Annotated in this window: 8 protein-coding genes; 3 read left to right on the top strand and 5 right to left on the bottom strand. The window is 70.5% G+C overall.

Annotation, left to right across the window (positions count from 1 at the left end):
- Positions 1-34 precede the first annotated feature (34 nt).
- The 3 genes from ACWY4P_RS03230 to ACWY4P_RS03220 all read left to right on the top strand — a co-directional run bounded on the left by ACWY4P_RS03230 (position 35) and on the right by ACWY4P_RS03220 (position 9,434).
- On the top strand, positions 35-7,294 hold the full coding sequence (locus ACWY4P_RS03230) for an amino acid adenylation domain-containing protein (RefSeq protein ID WP_456208563.1): 7,260 nt from the start codon (positions 35-37) through the stop codon (positions 7,292-7,294).
- 5 nt (positions 7,295-7,299) lie between these two features.
- Entirely contained in the window at positions 7,300-8,469 is a 1,170-nt protein-coding gene (locus ACWY4P_RS03225; protein ID WP_456208562.1) for an FAD-dependent monooxygenase, read from the top strand.
- Positions 8,470-8,540: 71 nt separating this feature from the next.
- Positions 8,541-9,434, top strand: a complete 894-nt coding sequence (locus ACWY4P_RS03220) for a LysR substrate-binding domain-containing protein (protein ID WP_456208561.1) — start codon at positions 8,541-8,543, stop codon at positions 9,432-9,434.
- A 1-nt stretch (position 9,435) separates the two neighbouring features.
- Here the strand turns inward: ACWY4P_RS03220 and ACWY4P_RS03215 are convergent, their stop codons facing one another.
- The 5 genes from ACWY4P_RS03215 to ACWY4P_RS03195 all read right to left on the bottom strand — a co-directional run bounded on the left by ACWY4P_RS03215 (position 9,436) and on the right by ACWY4P_RS03195 (position 16,190).
- Positions 9,436-10,035 (bottom strand): hypothetical protein, encoded by a 600-nt coding sequence (locus ACWY4P_RS03215; protein WP_456208560.1) that lies wholly within the window; start codon positions 10,033-10,035, stop codon positions 9,436-9,438.
- A gap of 48 nt (positions 10,036-10,083) precedes the next feature.
- Entirely contained in the window at positions 10,084-12,237 is a 2,154-nt protein-coding gene (locus tag ACWY4P_RS03210) for a glycoside hydrolase family 127 protein (RefSeq protein WP_456208559.1), read from the bottom strand.
- Positions 12,238-12,304: 67 nt separating this feature from the next.
- Positions 12,305-14,335, bottom strand: coding sequence for a glycoside hydrolase family 127 protein (locus tag ACWY4P_RS03205; protein ID WP_456208558.1), 2,031 nt, complete (start codon positions 14,333-14,335; stop codon positions 12,305-12,307).
- A gap of 33 nt (positions 14,336-14,368) precedes the next feature.
- Complete coding sequence (locus tag ACWY4P_RS03200; protein ID WP_456212793.1) at positions 14,369-15,190, bottom strand: carbohydrate ABC transporter permease; 822 nt, start codon at positions 15,188-15,190, stop codon at positions 14,369-14,371.
- A 28-nt stretch (positions 15,191-15,218) separates the two neighbouring features.
- Positions 15,219-16,190: a carbohydrate ABC transporter permease gene (locus ACWY4P_RS03195; protein ID WP_456208557.1), complete on the bottom strand. Its 972-nt coding sequence runs from the start codon at positions 16,188-16,190 to the stop codon at positions 15,219-15,221.
- Positions 16,191-16,243: the final 53 nt, after the last annotated feature.

The following is a 16,243-nucleotide window of genomic DNA, read 5'->3' as shown; positions in this document are numbered from 1 at the left end:
CGGCCCCCCATCGTCTCACCCGGAGATCGTGACAATGAATTCGCCCGAGCCTTTCCCTTTGACGCGATATCAACTCGACATCTGGGTCTCCGCCGCACAGTCCGAGGAATCACCGCAGTACAATGTCTCGTTTCATGAGAGGCTCACCGGGGACGTGAATCTCGGTGTCCTCCGCCAGTGCGTCGAGCAAGCCCTGCGGCGTCATGACGCTCTGCGCCTGCGATTCGACGAGCGGGACGGGACACCTCTTCAGTGGGTCGAACCCCGGACGCCCGTCGTGGAAGCGACCGACCTGTCGCGGGATAGCAACCCGGCGGCGGCCTGCCGCCGCTGGGTGCGCGCCTTCCAGCAGCGCCCGATGCCGCTGCGCGATCAGCCCATGGTCCGGGCGGCGCTCCTGGTGGAGAGCCCCCGCGTGACGCACCTCCAGTTGGTCGCGCACCACCTGGTGCTGGACGGCTGGTCGCTCAACCAGGTGAGCGCCCGGATTCTCGACGACTACGCGTCGGTAATGGCGGGCGGCCCCGCCACCGAGAGCAGCGCGCCCTCGTACCGTTCGTTCTCCGCGCTGGATGTCGCATACCAGGGATCCGAGGAGAACACCGCGGACCTGGAGGCCCACCGCTCCGCCCTCGCCGGCGCGGTCCCCGCGCTGTTCCCCAGGAAGCCGGCGAGCGCCCCCCGCGAAGGCGCGCGTTTCTCCTTCACGATGGATCGTTCGTGGGCGGCACGCGTCCGGAAGGCCCAGCTGCCGCTGTTTCCCTACATCGCCACCATGCTGGGCGCCTATCTGTCGCGGGTGCATCGCAGCGAGGAGGTGATCCTCGGGGTTCCGGTCCTCAACCGGCCGGACGGATTCATGGATACGGTCGGGCATTTCGCGAACACGCTGCCCCTGCACCTGCCCGCCCACGACGGGAGGCCGCTGCGCGACATCGTGGACCGGACACGGATCGACACCCGTGCGCTGCGCCGGCACGAGCGGGCGGCTCTGGGAGACGTCGTGCGCGGACTACCCGAACTCCACGGCGGAAAGCGGCAGTTGTTCGATGTCACCTTGTCCTACCTCCGGGCCGGCCGCCCGGACCCCGGCCCCGACATCGACCTCGAGACGACGATGGAATCGCCCTGCCATGAGCAGGATGCCCTCTCGGTGGTGGTGCTCGACTTCGACAACGCGCCGGAGATCCGCTTCGACCTGGGCTATGCCACGGACGTCTTCGACGACGACTTCCCGGTCGAAGCGATGGCGGGGCACCTGAAGTACCTGCTCGAAGAGGGCGTGGACAGGGCGGACGGGCCGGTGTCCGCGGTGCCGATGCTCTCGGCCACGGAGCGGGAAGAGCTGATCCGGCGCGGTCGGGGAGAGCGCGTCGCCTATCCGCGGGACGCCACCCTCTCCGGGCTCTTCGAGCGGCAGGCCGCCCGCGGTCCGGCGCGGATCGCCGTGGTGGGGCCGGGCCCGGACGACGTACTGACCTACGCCGAACTCGACGCCCGGGCCAACCAGGTCGCCCGGGCACTGCGAGCGGACGGCGTGGGCCCGGGCGACCGGGTCGCCGTCCTGCTGGAGCGCGGCCCCGACCTGATCGTCGCGCTGATGGGCGTGGGCAAGGCGGGCGGTGCCTATGTCCCGGTGGACCCGGGATATCCGCGCGAGCGCATCCGCTTCCTGCTCGATGACAGCCGCCCGGCCGTCGTGCTGGCGTCGGACGAGTGCATGCCATGGATCTCGGCAGCGGCGGGCGTGCCGGTGCACCAGGTCCCGGACCTGCTGCACGGCGCCGACTCCCCCCTGGAGCCGCTGGCCGACGGCTCGGACCTCGCGTATGTGATCTACACCTCCGGCTCCACCGGCAAGCCCAAGGGCGTGCGGGTCCGGCACCACTCGGTGGTCAACCGGCTGGCCTGGATGCAGCGCGCGTACCCGATCGGCGAGGGTGACGTCCTGCTGCAGAAGACACCCGTGTCCTTCGACGTGTCCGTGTGGGAGCTGTTCTGGTGGGCTGTCGAGGGAGCGAGCGTGGCCCTTTTGCCGCCGGGCGGTGAGAAGGACCCTCGTGTGCTCGGCCGGACCATCCGCGACCGGCGCGTCACCGTCGCACACTTCGTGCCGTCCATGCTCGGTGCCTTCCTCGATGCCGCGGAGCAGACCCCGGAAGTGCGGGCCCGGACAAGGACGCTGCGCCGTGTGTTCTGTAGCGGAGAGGCGCTGCCGGCCGCTCGCGTCGACCGATTCAACCGGCTCTTCCACGACGGGGAACGTGCCGCGCCGGCCCTGGTGAACCTGTACGGCCCGACCGAGGCAACCGTCGATGTGACCTTCCACGACTGCCCCGGGGATCCCGGCCGCCCCGTCGGCCGTGTGCCCATCGGACGGCCGATCGACAACACCTGTCTGTATGTGGTGGGGCAGGACGGGCAGCCGCAGCCCAGAGGTGTCCCGGGCGAGCTGTGGATCGGCGGTGCCGGGGTGGCCGCGGGATATCTGAACCGGCCCGCCCTGACGGCGGAGCGGTTCATCACCGATCCGTTCACCACCGATCCGTTCACCGGCGAAGGCAGTCTGTACCGCACCGGTGACCTCGTACGGTGGCTCGCCGACGGCTCTCTCGAATACCTCGGCCGCCTCGACGACCAGGTGAAGATCCGCGGGAACCGGGTGGAGCCGGGCGAGGTCGGCAGGGCCCTGATCGCCGTGCCCGGCATCCGGGACGCGCTGGTGGTGGACCGCGCCGATGACGAACGGGGTGTCCACCTGGTCGGCTACTACGTCGCGGAGGACGGGATCGCCGCCGCGGACGTGCGCCGTCACCTCGCCGACACGCTGCCGGAGTTCATGGTCCCGGCACTGTTGATGCGGCTCGACCGCATTCCGCTGACGCCCAACGGCAAGGCGGATCGCCGGGCGCTGCCGGAACCGGTGGCCCGCGGCGGCGCACCGGCCTCACGCCCGCTCACCCCCGCCGAACAGATCTTGTCGGATGTGTGGTCCGAGGTCCTGCGGTGCGGTCCGGTGGGTGCCGAGGACGACTACTACGCGCTCGGCGGTGACTCGCTCCAGATGCTCCGGGTCCGGGCCCTGGCCGAGCAGCGTGGCCTGCGCTTCTCGCTGGCCGATCTCGTGCGGCACTCCACCGTCGCCGGCCTGGCCGCGCGCGCCGTCCTCGACGAATCCCCCTCCGCCCCCGACCCCTCCTCGTTCGAGGGTGAACCGCGGGCCTTCGAGACGGTCTCCGGCATCGACCGGGCGCGGCTGGGCTCGGCCTCGGACGCCTACCCGCTCACCCGGATGCAACTCGGCCTGATCTACCACAGCCGTCAGCAGCGAGGATCGTCCCTGTACAAGGACGTGTTCCGCTACACGCTGCGGTGCGACTGGGACGAGGACCACTTCCGCGCGGCCTTCGGCGGACTCGTACGGCGTCATCCGGCGCTGCGTACCAGCTTCGGCCTGGCCGGGTTCACCGAACCGCTGCAACTGGTGCACCCGGCCGTGGATGACGGCCTCGACGTGGTCGATCTGCGGTCCCGTGACGGCGACGACGCGGAAACGGAGGTGCTGCGGCACATCGAAGAGCGCCGCCACCACGAGTACACCTTCGACACCGCCCCCCTGTACTCGCTGCGCGTCCACGTCCGCCGCTCCGCGATCGACCTGGTCCTGAGTTTCCACCACGCCCTGTTCGACGGTGCGAGCGTCGCCAACCTCATCGGCGAACTGCTGCGTGACTACGGGCATGCCCTGGGCCTGCATCCCACCCCGGCGCCCGAGGTCCGTCTGCCCTCGCCCGCCGCGCACCTGCGGGCCGAACGCCGAGCTCTGGCGTCGGAGGCCGACCGCCGGTACTGGCGGAGGGAGCTCGAGGGAAGCGAACCCGTGTCGATCGGCTCGTTCCGTCCGCACCAGCCCCCGTCGTCCGCGGGCGGGCGCGGGTCGCACCGTTTCACCCTGCCGTCCCGGCTCGGCGACGACGTACGGACCTTCGCCCGCGCTCAGGCGTTGCCGGTGAAGTCGGTGCTGTTCGCCGCCCACTGCATGACACTGCGGCTGTTGTCCGGGCGCGACGACATCATGACCGGTCTCATCGCGCACAGCCGCCCGGAACACCCGCACGCCGAGCGCATGGTCGGACTGTTCCTCAACACCCTGCCCATGAGGGTGAACACGGCCCAGGACAGCTGGCTGGAGGCGGTGCGGGAGGCGTTCCGGCGCGAGCAGAGCGCGTATCCCCACCGCCACTACCCCATCAGCGCCATCCAGGAGGAGCACGGCGGGGGACCGCTGTTCGACACGGTGTTCAACTACGTACGGTTCCAGCAGCTCACCGACGCGCTACAGGAGCCGGGGCTGGAACTGACGGAGTTGCGCACCGTCGAGGAGACCAACTTCACGCTCCTCGTCAACGCCGTGACGGACCCCGTCGACCAGGACATCTGGCTGCGCATCGACAACGACGGACAGACGGTCACCCGGGACCAGGTCCGTGTCTTCGCCGACTACTACACCCGCGTCCTCGACCATATGGTCCACCACCCCCTGGAACAGCCCGGCTGGGACTTCCTCACGGCCGTGCCACAGCCGCTTCCCGCCGACACGGACACGGACACGGACACGAACACGAACACGGACACGGCCACGGACGTGGCACGGAGCGTGGTGGACCGTTTCGCGGAACAGGCCGTACGCACCCCGGACGCCCTTGCCCTGGCGACGCACGACGAGCGGTGGACCTACGCGCGGCTCGCCCGGGCGACCGAGGCCGTGGCCCGCAACCTGCGCGCCCTGGGGGTCCGCACCGGCGCCGTCGTCGGTGTCGCGGCCGACCGGTCGCCCGAGGTGATCGCGGTCATCCTGGGCATCATGCGGGCCGGAGCGGCGGTCATGCCCCTGGACACCGGATACCCCGCCACACGGCTCTCCTACATGATCGAAGAGGCGGATCCCTGCCGCATCGTCGCCGCCGGCCGGCACACCGCCCTCCTCGGCCGGACCTCGCGGACCGTACGGTTCGAGGAGATCGCCGAACCGCCCCCCGGGGACGCCCTCGCCTCGCCCCTGCCGGAGATCGCCCTGGACGGCACCGCCTGTGTCCTGTTCACCTCGGGCTCCACGGGACGGCCCAAGGGGGTCGACATTCCCCACCGCACGCTGGCCAACCTCGTCTCCTGGCAGAATCGCGCCCAGAGCGCCGCGGAGGGCCTCACCCTCCAGTACGCGCCGCTGAGCTTCGATGTCTCCCTCCAGGAGATCTTCTCCACCCTGTGCGCGGGCGCCACCCTCCGTCTGGTTCCGGAGGAAATCCGCAGGGACATGCCGGCCCTGGTGCGCCTGTTGCACCGGGAACGGGTCGAGCGTGTCTTCGTTCCCTCCATAGCCCTCCAGCAACTGGCGCTGGCCGCCGAGGCGCTGGGCATCACACCGGCCGCGCTGCGCGTCATCGTCTCCAGTGGCGAACAGCTGAGGATCACCGACGAGATCCGCCGTCTGTGCGCGGCCCTGCCCGGAATGGTGTTGGAGAACCAATACGGCCCCACCGAGACCCATGTGGTGACCCGCCACACCCTGACCGGACCGCCGGCCGACTTCCCGGACCTCCCCCCGGTGGGGACCGCCGTCGACGGCGCCCAGGTGGTCCTGGCGGACCCGCGGCTGCGCCCCGTGCCGCCGGGTGTGACGGGCGAGTTGTATCTCGGAGGCGCCTCGGTCGCGCGCGGATATCTGGGCCGCGACGACCTGACCAAGGAACGCTTCGTCACGCTGCCCGGCATGTCCGGCCGCTTCTACCGCTCCGGCGACCTCGGTTTCGCCCTGCCGAGCGGCGAGATCGTCTGCACCGGCCGCGCCGACACCCAGGTCAAGGTCCGCGGATTCCGGGTCGAGACGGCCGAGGTGGAACTGGCGATCCGCGACCTCGTCCCCCGCCACCCCGGCATCGCGGAGGCCGCCGTCGTCGCCCACACCCGCCCCGGCACGGACACGGTCCTGGTGGCGTTTCTCACCGGCGATCCGTCGACTGTGGACACCGGTGCGCTCCGCGGCAAGCTGCGCGAAACGCTCCCCGACTACATGGTGCCGTCCTACGTTCAGTGGCTCCCCGCCATGCCGTCCACCCCCAGCGGGAAACGGGATGACGCCGCCCTGCGGGCCATCCCCCTCGAGGCACCGGCCGACCACGACACCACCCCGCCGCGCACCCCGCTCGAGAAGGCTCTCGCCGAGATCCTCGCGGACCTGCTGCATCTGCCCGAAGTCGGCATCCACGACAGCATGTTCGAGCTGGGTGGCACCTCACTGACCGCGATGCGGCTGATCGCCACGCTGGAACAGCGCTTCGGCACCGTCATCCCGCTGTCGGAGTTCATCGCCGCGCCGACCGTGGCCGCCATGGCCGACCGACTGCGGTCCGCGGCGGCACCGGCCCGCTTCGACCCGATTGTGCCGCTCAACCCGTCGGGTACCCGGACCCCGCTCTTCCTGGTCCACCCGATGGGGGGCAACGTGCTGTGCTTCCTGCCCTTCGCCAAACACCTCGACCCCGACCAGCCGCTGTATGCCCTCCAGGCGGCCGGCGCCGACCCCGGCACCGAACCGCTGGACACCATCGCGGACATGGCCCGCAGCTACATCGCCGCGGTCAAACGGATCCAGCCCGAAGGCCCGTACAAGATCAGCGGCTACTCCTTCGGCGGGTTCGTCGCCTTCGAAATGGCTCTGCGACTCCGCGCGGAGGGGGAGCAAGCCGATGTGCTGATCCTGGACACGGTCACCTTGAACCCCCGGCTGCGCGAGCTGTACACCGAGGACGCGCTGCTCGGCTGGTTCTTCTGGGAACTGCTCTGGCCCGTACGCGGCGGTGCGTCGCCACTGGAGGAGATGCCCGAGCACGCCACCTCGCTGGACGAGAAGTTCGCGCACATCGCACGGTGCGCCGCCGACCTGGGCGTGCTGCCCGCCGGCAGTTCGGGAACCGTCATCCGGCGCCTCTTCCGCCTCTACCGGGCGAACTGGCTGGCCACCATGGACTACCGGCCGGGCACCGTCGACCAGGATCTCATCCTCCTGCGAGCCGACGAACCGCTTCCCGCGATCCTCGAGGCCATGCACGGCGCCGCGGGCAGCCTGCACGACGAGCCGACCAACGGCTGGCGGCGGGTGACCACCGGCCGAATCCAGGTGATCGGCGTTCCCGGCGACCACCTCTCCATGATGGAGGAGCCCGGCGTCGCCCACGTGGCCAAGACGGTGGCCGACATCCTGCACCCCTCAACCCATCTCCGAAGGGAAAACTGAGTTCTATGACATCCCACCGGCCCAAAGCAGTGGTCATCGGGGCGGGGATCGGCGGCCTCACGCTGGCCGCCGCTCTGCGCCAGGTCGACATCGACGTCGAAGTGTACGAGCGCGCCACCGAACTGAAGGCCGCTGGTTCCGGCCTGGGTGTGCTGAGCAACGGCGGCGCCGCGCTGGACGCCCTCGGCATCGACATCGGCCTCGAAAAACGGGGGCAGGTCCTCCAGCGTTTCGGCATCAACGACGCCGAGGGCAACCACATCACCTGGTTTCCCATTCCGGAGCTCAGCGACGAACTGGGGCTGCCACCCACCGTGGTCATCAGCCGCAGCGCCTTGCAGCAGGGCCTTCTGGAAGCGGTGGGAGACACCTCCATCACCCTCGGCGCCGCCGCCGTGGGCTACGAGACACGCCCGGACGGAGCGACCGTGCGCTTCGCCGACGGCAGCCAGGCCCACGGCGACATCGTCATCGGGGCCGACGGGATCAACTCCGCCATCCGCCGCCAGATCACCGGTCCGGAACCGGTGCAGGAGGCCGGATATGTGTGCTGGCTCGCCATCGTCCCGTTCAGCCACCCGAACTTTCCGACCGGCTCGGTCCTCCACTACTGGGGAAGCGGGCAGCGCTTCGGACTGCTGGACCTGGGCCACGGACAGACCTACTGGTTCGGCACCAAGAACATGTCCGTCGAACGGGCTGCCGACTGGCAGGGCACGAAGGACGAGATCGTGCGCGCGTACGCCGGCTGGGCGGACGAGGTCCAGGCGGCCATCCGTGTGACGCCCGAAGAGGACATCATCGCCATCCCGGCCCGCGACCGTGAGTTCCTGGAGCACTGGGGCGACGGCCGTGTCACCCTCCTCGGAGACGCCGCGCATCCCATGCTCACCAGCCTCGCCCAGGGAGCCGCGATGGCCATCGAGGACGCCGTCGTCCTGGCCGGCACACTGGCCCGGTCCGGCGATCTCACCGCCGGTCTGCGCAGCTATGAGGACCAACGCCGCGAGCGGACCCGGGCCATGGTCAACGCCTCCCGCGCGCTGAGCGAACAGGAGCAACTGGAGGACCCGCGGCAGCGGCACGAACGGGACGAGCAACTGCGCGGGACGACGTACGCCGCCTTCGCGGAGCAGCAGCGGGGCGTCCTCACGTTCCCCGGGATCCACGTCTAGCACGTCTGTCGTGGCGAGGCCGCAGCGCTGTGCGCTGTGGCCTCGCGGCCCTTGGTCGATACCTTGGCGGCATGGACTTTTCTCTGCAACAGCTCCGCGGCTTCGTCGCCGTGGCAGAGGAGCAGCACTTCGGCCGTGCCGCCGCACGGCTCAACATGACCCAGCCACCGCTGACCCGCCAGATCCAGGCGCTGGAGCGGACTCTGGGCGTCGTGCTGTTCGAGCGGACCGGCCGGGGCACGCGGGTCACCGCGGCGGGCCAGGCGCTCCTCGACCACTGTCGCCGGGTCCTGGCCCTGCTCGATGCCGCGCCGGTCGCCGCCCGCCACGCCGCCGAGGGCCGGACGGGGACCCTGCGGCTGGCGTTCACCGCGATCGGGGCGTACGCGATACTCGCCGACGTCCTCGATCTCGTGAACCGCCACCTCCCCGATGTCTCCGTGGAACTGACGGAACTCGTCAGCCCGGACCAGTTCGCGGCGCTGGCCGACCTGGAGATCGACATGGGCCTTGTCCGGCCGCCGATCCCCGAGCAGTACCAGTCGGTCCTGGTGCACTCCGAGGACCTGGTGCTCGCCGTCCCCGCCGACCACGCGCTGGCCCGCGCCGAGGACCCCGTCGGCCTCGCGGACGTCGCCGACGACTACATCGGGTACAGCCCTGAGGGCTCCCGGTATCTGCACGACATCTGCGCCGCCATGATCGGCGTGGACCGCTATGCGGTCAGTCAGCTGACCTCACAGGTACCGACGATGCTGGCGCTGGTGCGGGCGGGACTCGGGTGCGCGCTGGTACCGCGCTCCATCATGACGATGGGGGTGCACGGCGTCCGGTACCGCGAACTGGCCCCGGCCGACGCCCACTCCGTAACCCTGCACGCCTGTTGGAGCCCGGACAGCCCGAACCCCGCCCTGCACCGACTGGCGGCCGTCCTCACCCGCGAGCCACGGCTCGGGGTGTCCTGAGTCACAGACCGTCGCGCACCATGGCGACGACGATCTGGACATGGCGGTCTGCGGCCGTGTTCGAGAACTCGTTCTCGTAGTTCAGGCCGTAGGGCCAGAAGTGTCCGCCACCGGTCGACAGCGTGGCAGCCGAACCGTCGAACCGCTTGACGAGCGCAGTGGCCTGCGCGCCGTGCCAGGTGCCACCGCTGGAGAGGGAGGACCAGCCCGAGCTGGTGCCCACGCCGATGGTGTGGGCGATCTCGTGCAGGGCGGTCCGCTCGGTCATATAGGCGCGGTTGCCGAAGCGGATGGTTCCGTTGATGTTTCCGTCCGCGGTGGGCACACCGGGGTCGTAGCGCACCGTGATGTTCTTGCCCAGGTCGCTGAGGTTGTTGTACCGGGCCACCGCGGCGTTCATGGCCGCCGTGATCAGGTTGTAGGCCGTCTGTTGGTCCTGGGTGGGGTTGCTGACCCGTTCGAGCGTCCAGGTGATAGTGGCCGCCGACACCTGCTTCTGGGCGGCTGCCGGGGCAGCCGGTGCGGCCTGCGCGACGCCGGGCCCGGCCAGCGCGGCGGCCACCAGCGCGGCGACGACCGCCTTGTTGCGCCAGGTACTCATGAGGGGTCCTCCTGTGGGGGGATGGTGGGGGGTTGGGGGTGGGGTACGTCAGTGCCTGAGGTCCGCCCCGACCGCGGCGGCCACGACACGGTCGCGTTCGGCGCGGCTGAACAGCCCCTCGGACAGCCATGTGTCGGCGAGCGTGCGTACCGCCTGGACGAAGAGGCCTGAGGACGTGAAGGGTGCCTGCGCCCAGAGCACGTCCAGGAACGTGAGCCCGTTGCCACGGGCGCGGTTCGGTACGCCCGAGTTCTCCGTGCCGAACACGACGACCGGTTCCGAGCGCTTGAAGTAGGCGTGGTAGCGCGTCTCGTCCCCGACATGGAACGGTGCGAGGGTCAGGCCGTGCGTGGTGAAGTACATCGGCCGGCCCCCGGGCGCGATCGCGTCGGCCAGATCGCCCCGGAGCGTGAAGTTCTTGTAGAAGGAGAACACGCGGAATGCCGACTCCTGGCTCTGGGCGGTCAGCAGGACCGGACCGTAGAACACCGACTGGACGGTGGGATCGTCCAGGGCCCTTTCGATGCGCAGACGGTAGGGGGCGGAGATGCCGACCCGGTCGCCGGGCCGCCAGGTTCTGCTCAGGCTCAGATAGCTGCCGGGCACGGCCTTGACCGATTGCCGGACCCCGTTGACCGTGACGGTGAAGCCTGCCGTGGCCCAGGCCGGAACGCGGAGTCTCAGGTCGAGCTGCCCGCTGCCCTCGCGGAACGTCAGGGTGCGGACGCCCTCGGCCGGGTAGTCGCTCGTCTGCTCGATGACGAAGCCCCGCTCCGGCCACCGCAGGGTCGAGGCGAGGTAGAGGTTGACGTACAGCGCGGCGCCGTCGGCGGAGCGGAAGTACACCGAGTCCTGGTACTTGGTGTGGTTCTCCATCCCGGTGCCGCCGCAGCAGGTGCCGGTGTTGTCGTACTCGCGCCGTACCCCGGGGCCCATCCCGACGAAGTAGGTGACCTCCGGGCTGTCGGTGGCGGGGGCGTCCCGGCGGGAGGCGAGGATGTGGTTGGTCAGGCCCCGCTCGTAATAGTCCATGTAGGCGGGGTCCGGCTCATGGAAGAACAGCTGCCGGCTCAGTTTGAGCATGTTGTAGGTCGCGCAGGTCTCGGCGTTCTTGTCGTCCAGGGTGGCCGCGATGGCGCCTCGGGCGCGGAACATCTCGCCCTGCCCCGTGCCGCCCAGGCTGTACATCCGGGAGCCTGTGACCATGCCCCAGAAGTTGCGGGCCGCGGTGGAGTATTCCTGCTTCGCGGTGTGGTCGAACAGCCGCAGATAGCCGGTGAACTGCGGGATGTGCTGGTTGGCGTGTCTGCCCTCCAGGATGTCGCGGTCCTCGGCGCAGGCCTTCAGCAGCGCGGTGTTGTCGAAGCAGCGGGCGGCGGCGAGGTGTTCCGCCCGGCCGGTGAGGGCGTACAGGTCGGCCAGCACCTCGTTCATCCCGCCGTATTCACCGGCGATGTAGATGGACCACATGCGCTCCAGCTGGGCCGTCGGCAGGTGGCCGAGCCGGCTGTGCACCCAGTCGCCCATCCCCGAGGCGATCTGAAGGGCCTGCTGGTTTCCGCCCAGGGTGTGCGCGTCGAGCAGCCCGCGCATGATCTTGTGGCAGGTGTAGTACGGCGCCCAGATGGTGGGGTACGTCGTGTAGCTCTCCAGCAGGATGAACTGGGTCTCCGGGTACGCCGCCAGATAGCCGGGGTGACTGGGTTTGGGCGAGCCGTGTTCGGCCAGGGCCTTCTGGCACTCGCCGAGCGCACCGACCAGGTAGTCGAGCTTGGTCTTGAGCGCGGCCTCCCTGGTGTCGGCGTAGGCCTGGGCGATGAGGGTGAGGAAGTGGCCGCCGTAGTGGCCGCGCAGATTGCCGTCGGAGGTCTCCCAGCCGCCGGGCGGCCGGGCGCCGCGGGTGTCGAGCCCGGCGTTGGCCCGGAAGACGGCCAGGATGCGGTCGGCCGGGTAGGACCGGGCGTAGCCGAGCATCAGGTCGCGCTTGCGGCGGAAGACGCCGTCGCCGAGGGTCACCCCGTCCAGCGGGAAGGGCCGTACGGACCAGGTGTCCGGGACGGGTGCCGACACGCCGGTGACCCGGGACGACGCCGTGGCGGGGACGGCGGCGTGCGCCGACGGAACGGCGGTCGCGAGCGGGGCGGCGGCCGCGGCTCCGGCGGCGAGTCTCAGCGCGTGACGGCGGGATGGGGGGTGGGACATGCTCATGACTCCGATCGATCGGTCGTCTGTCGTCGGCGGTCGTGCAGGGGGAGCGGGGAGCGTACGGTCACGAAGGGGCGGCGGTCGCGGTGTCGCCCGGTTCTGATTCAGCTTCCGTCGTCGGCAGCCACACCCGCATCGTCGAGGGCCCGCGATTCGCCCAGGAGCGGTAGGGCACCAGGACGATCTTCGCGCGCCCGTCGGCGGTGGCCGCGGTGGCGGGACGGTCGAGCGGTGCGTACGGCCATGGCGCGTCGCTCTGTTCGGCGTGTCCGGCCAGCTCTCCGGCCACGATGACGGTGCCGTCCATGCCGGCCGTGCCCTCGAGGTTTTGCCCGTCCTTGGGCTCCACGGACGGATCCACCCGTACGGCGTCGGCCTCGTGTCCGTCCGGCAGGTCCACCGACTCGGCGCAGTACACCAGCGGCCCGCGCTGGACGGCCACCGTGCCGCGGACCGCGTCGACGCGCGGATCGGCCCCGATCCAGCGCGGCGCCACGGGCAGTTCGAGCCGTATCTCGTCACCGGGCCGGAAGAGGCGGTTGACCGTGGCGGTGCCCGGGGGGACGGAGCGGCGTGTCCCGTCCGGGTCGACCAGCCACGCGGCGGCGCCCTCCGTCCACCCGGGGACGCGCAGCGACAGCGTCCACGGGCGGTCCGGGGACCGGCCGATCCGCACGGTCACGGCTCCGCCGGACGGGTAGTCGGTACGGACCCGCAGCGCGACGGCGTGGCCGCCGGCGAGGGACGTGGCGATCTCCGCGTCGGCGTACTGGTGCAGCTGCACGCCGTCGTTGTCCGCCGTCGCCAGATAGGCGGGCAGTTGGGCCAGGGTCCGCGCCACGTTGGTCGGGCAGCAGGACACCGCGAACCAGGGTGCGCGCAGGCTCGACTCGGCGCGCGGGCTGTCCGCGTCCGCGGCGGGCACGGTGCCCCGGCGGCGCCGGTGCAGGGTGTTGGCGTAGAAGAAGGCGCGGCCGTCCTCGGACGGGGAGGTCGCGACCACGTTGAACAGGGTCCGCTCCGCCAGATCGGCGAACCGCGGCTCGCCGGTGGCCAGCAGCAGCCGCCAGCTGAGCATCACGGAGGCGACGCCGGCGCAGGTCTCCGAGTAGGCGCGGTCGGGCGGCAGGACGAAGTCGTCGCCGAAGGACTCGTCGCGGTGGTGCGAGCCCATCCCGCCCGTCAGATAGGTCCGCCGGGCGACCGCCCGCTCCCACTGCCGTACGACCGCGGCCAGCAGGGCGTCGTCTCCGGTCTCCACGGCCACGTCGACGGCGCCGGACGCGAGGTAGAGCGCGCGGACGGCGTGGCCGCGCAGTACCGTGGCCTGACGGACGGGCAGGTCGTCCTGGTAGTAGGCGCGGCCGAACTCGGTGTCGGCGAGGGTGCGGTGGCCGCGGCGGTCGACGAAAAGGGCCGCCTGATCGAGGTAGCGCTGTTCCCCCGTCAGCCTGGCCAGTTCCACCAGGGCCGGTTCGATCTCCGGATGGCCGCAGACGCCCTCGATACCGCCTGGGCCGAAGGTGGCGCAGACGTGGTCGGCGGCCCGCCGGGCGATCTTCGCCAGCTCACCCTCGCCCCGGGCCCGGGCCTGGGCCACCCCGGCCTGGATCAAGTGCCCGTAGCAGTACAGTTCGTGGCCCCATTCGAGGTCGCTGTACCGGGGCTGCTGCCCGGGGCGGCCGAAGGCGGTGTTCAGATAGCCGTCCGGTTCCTGGGCGGGCGCGATGGCCTCGGTGAGTTCGGCGATCTCCGCGTCGAGCGAGGTGCCGGCGCTGTGTCCGGCGGCCTCCCAGGCCATGGCTTCGAGCAGTTTGTAGACGTCGGAGTCGGCGAACTCGCGGCCGCGCCGGTCCCGCTCGATCCGGCCCTCGACGGCGGCCCGGAAGTTGCCGATCCAGCCGACACGTGCCATCCAGTCGCGGCAGTGGCCGAGTGTGGCGGTCGCGTTGATCTGCCGGCGCCGGGCCCAGAAGCCCCCGGTGATCCTGACCTCGTCGAGCCCGAGCGGCCGCAGCCGGCCCCGGGTCGGCGCCACCGGCAGGACGAGTGACCGCGCCATGTTCTCCCTCACCAGTTCATGCCTTCGGTTCATCCCTTCGGTTGTCCGTCTCCGTGGTCCGGCGCTTCAGCCCTTGAGCGCGCCCGACATGAAGCCCCGTACGTAGTGCCGTTGCAGCAGCAGGAAGAGGAGGAGGCAGGGCACGGCGAGGACCACCACACCCGCCTCGGTGGCGCCGTAGTCGACGGCGCCCATGCTCTGCTGCCGCAGGTTCGCGACGGCCAGCGGCAGTGGTGCCTTCTCGCTGTCCGAGATGAGGATCAGTGGCGCGATGAAGTCGTTCCAGGCCGCGAGGAAGGCGAAGAGCCCCACGGTGATCAGTCCCGGTCGCACCGCAGGGAGCAGGACCCGGCGCAGGGCGCCCGCCGTGCCGCAGCCGTCGACGAGCGCCGACTCCTCCAGTTCGCGCGGCACCGCCTCGAAGGAGATCCGCATCATGAAGGTGGCGAAGGGCAGCTGGAACATGGCCAGCACCAGGCTCAGCCCGATCAGTGAGTTCTGTAGCTCGAGCCTGCCGAGCAGCACATAGAGCGGGATGAGGAGCGTGGCGTACGGGACCATAAGAATGGCCAGCGTCAGCAGGAACAGCAGGTTCTTGCCCGGGAAGTCGAAGCGGGCGAAGGCGTAGCCGCCGAGCAGCGACACCGTGAGGGTCAGGGCGACGGTGAGCGCCGAGACGACCGTGCTGTTGAGGAGGTACCGCCACAGGCCCGCGTCGTAATCGAGCAGCGTCCGGTAGTTGCCGAGGCCGTAGCCGGATTCCTGCGCGGTGCCGGGTTGTCCGCTGACCGACGCCCAGGCGTTCCACAGCAGGGGAAAGAGGAAGATGACGGCCAGTCCTCCGGCGAGGACGTAATGGGGCGTCCGGCCGAGGGCGCGGGTGAGCACCGTGGTGTCCCTTCTCATGAGGTGGAGGTCATGACTCGTCGGCGCGGCGCAGACCGCGGAACTGGAGGACGTTGAGCAGGAGGAGCGCGGCCAGCACGGTGATCGAGAGGGCCGCCGCGGTGCCGAGGTTCATCCGCTGGAAGGCCTCGCGATAGATCAGCTGCACGACGGTGACGGTGCTGTTGTCCGGTCCGCCCTTGGTGAGGATGAAGAACTGGTCGAACGCGAGCAGCGATCCGGTGACGCTGAGCAGCAGGGAAAGGGCGAGGGACGGCCGCAGCAACGGCAGGGTGATGCTGCGGAAGATCTGGCCGCGGCCGGCGCCGTCCATCCGCGCCGCCTCGTACACCTCGTGGGGAATGCGCTGGAGGCCCACGAGGAGGATCAGCATGTAGAAGCCGGCGAACTTCCAGACGATGAGGAAGACCGTCGACAGCAGGGCGGAGGTCGGCGTGCCGAGGAAGGACACCGGCTCGTCGACGAGGCCGAGCTTTTCCAGGACGCGGCTGAGCGGTCCGGTGGTGGGGCTGTACAGGCCCCAGAACAGCAAGGAGGCGGAGGCCAGCCCCAGGGCGCTGGGCAGGAAGTAGACCGTGCGGAAGAAGCCCGCCCCGGGGCGGGACTCCTGCACCAGCAGGGCGAGGAGGAGCGCCAGCCCGAGGAGGACGACCGTCACGATCACGGTGTAGAGGAGGGTGAAGCGGACCGCGGGCCAGAACAGGGTGCTGTCGATGACGTCGGTGTAGTTCTCCGGGGCGTTGCCGCCCCGGTCTCCCGCGAGCAGCGGCCAGTCGCTGAGCGACATCTGCCCGACGAGCAGCAGGGGCAGCAGGAAGAAGACCGCGACGAACACGGCCGTGGGGGCCGCGTAGCCGATCCCCTGGACCTTCCGGGACCGCCACCAGTGCGCGGAGGGACGAGGCCGGCGGGCCGGCCGGGCCGGGCGTGCCGACCGGGCCCGGTGCTCGGCGGCCACTCGGTCGGGCGCCTTCACCTGCATGGCTCTCCTCTGTCGCGCGTGTGGGAGGGGTGATGCCGCGGACGCGGGGTGTG

This window comes from Streptomyces sp. LZ34, from assembly GCF_053890475.1.
This window is presented reverse-complemented; position numbering and strand designations above follow the sequence as displayed.

Coding starts and splice junctions, on each gene's coding strand:
- ACWY4P_RS03210 (WP_456208559.1), bottom strand. CDS start 12,237: ATGTCCCACCCCCCATCCCGCCGTCACGCGCTGAGACTCGCCGCCGGA.
- ACWY4P_RS03205 (WP_456208558.1), bottom strand. CDS start 14,335: ATGAACCGAAGGCATGAACTGGTGAGGGAGAACATGGCGCGGTCACTC.
- ACWY4P_RS03220 (WP_456208561.1), top strand. CDS start 8,541: ATGGACTTTTCTCTGCAACAGCTCCGCGGCTTCGTCGCCGTGGCAGAG.
- ACWY4P_RS03225 (WP_456208562.1), top strand. CDS start 7,300: ATGACATCCCACCGGCCCAAAGCAGTGGTCATCGGGGCGGGGATCGGC.
- ACWY4P_RS03195 (WP_456208557.1), bottom strand. CDS start 16,190: ATGCAGGTGAAGGCGCCCGACCGAGTGGCCGCCGAGCACCGGGCCCGG.
- ACWY4P_RS03215 (WP_456208560.1), bottom strand. CDS start 10,035: ATGAGTACCTGGCGCAACAAGGCGGTCGTCGCCGCGCTGGTGGCCGCC.
- ACWY4P_RS03230 (WP_456208563.1), top strand. CDS start 35: ATGAATTCGCCCGAGCCTTTCCCTTTGACGCGATATCAACTCGACATC.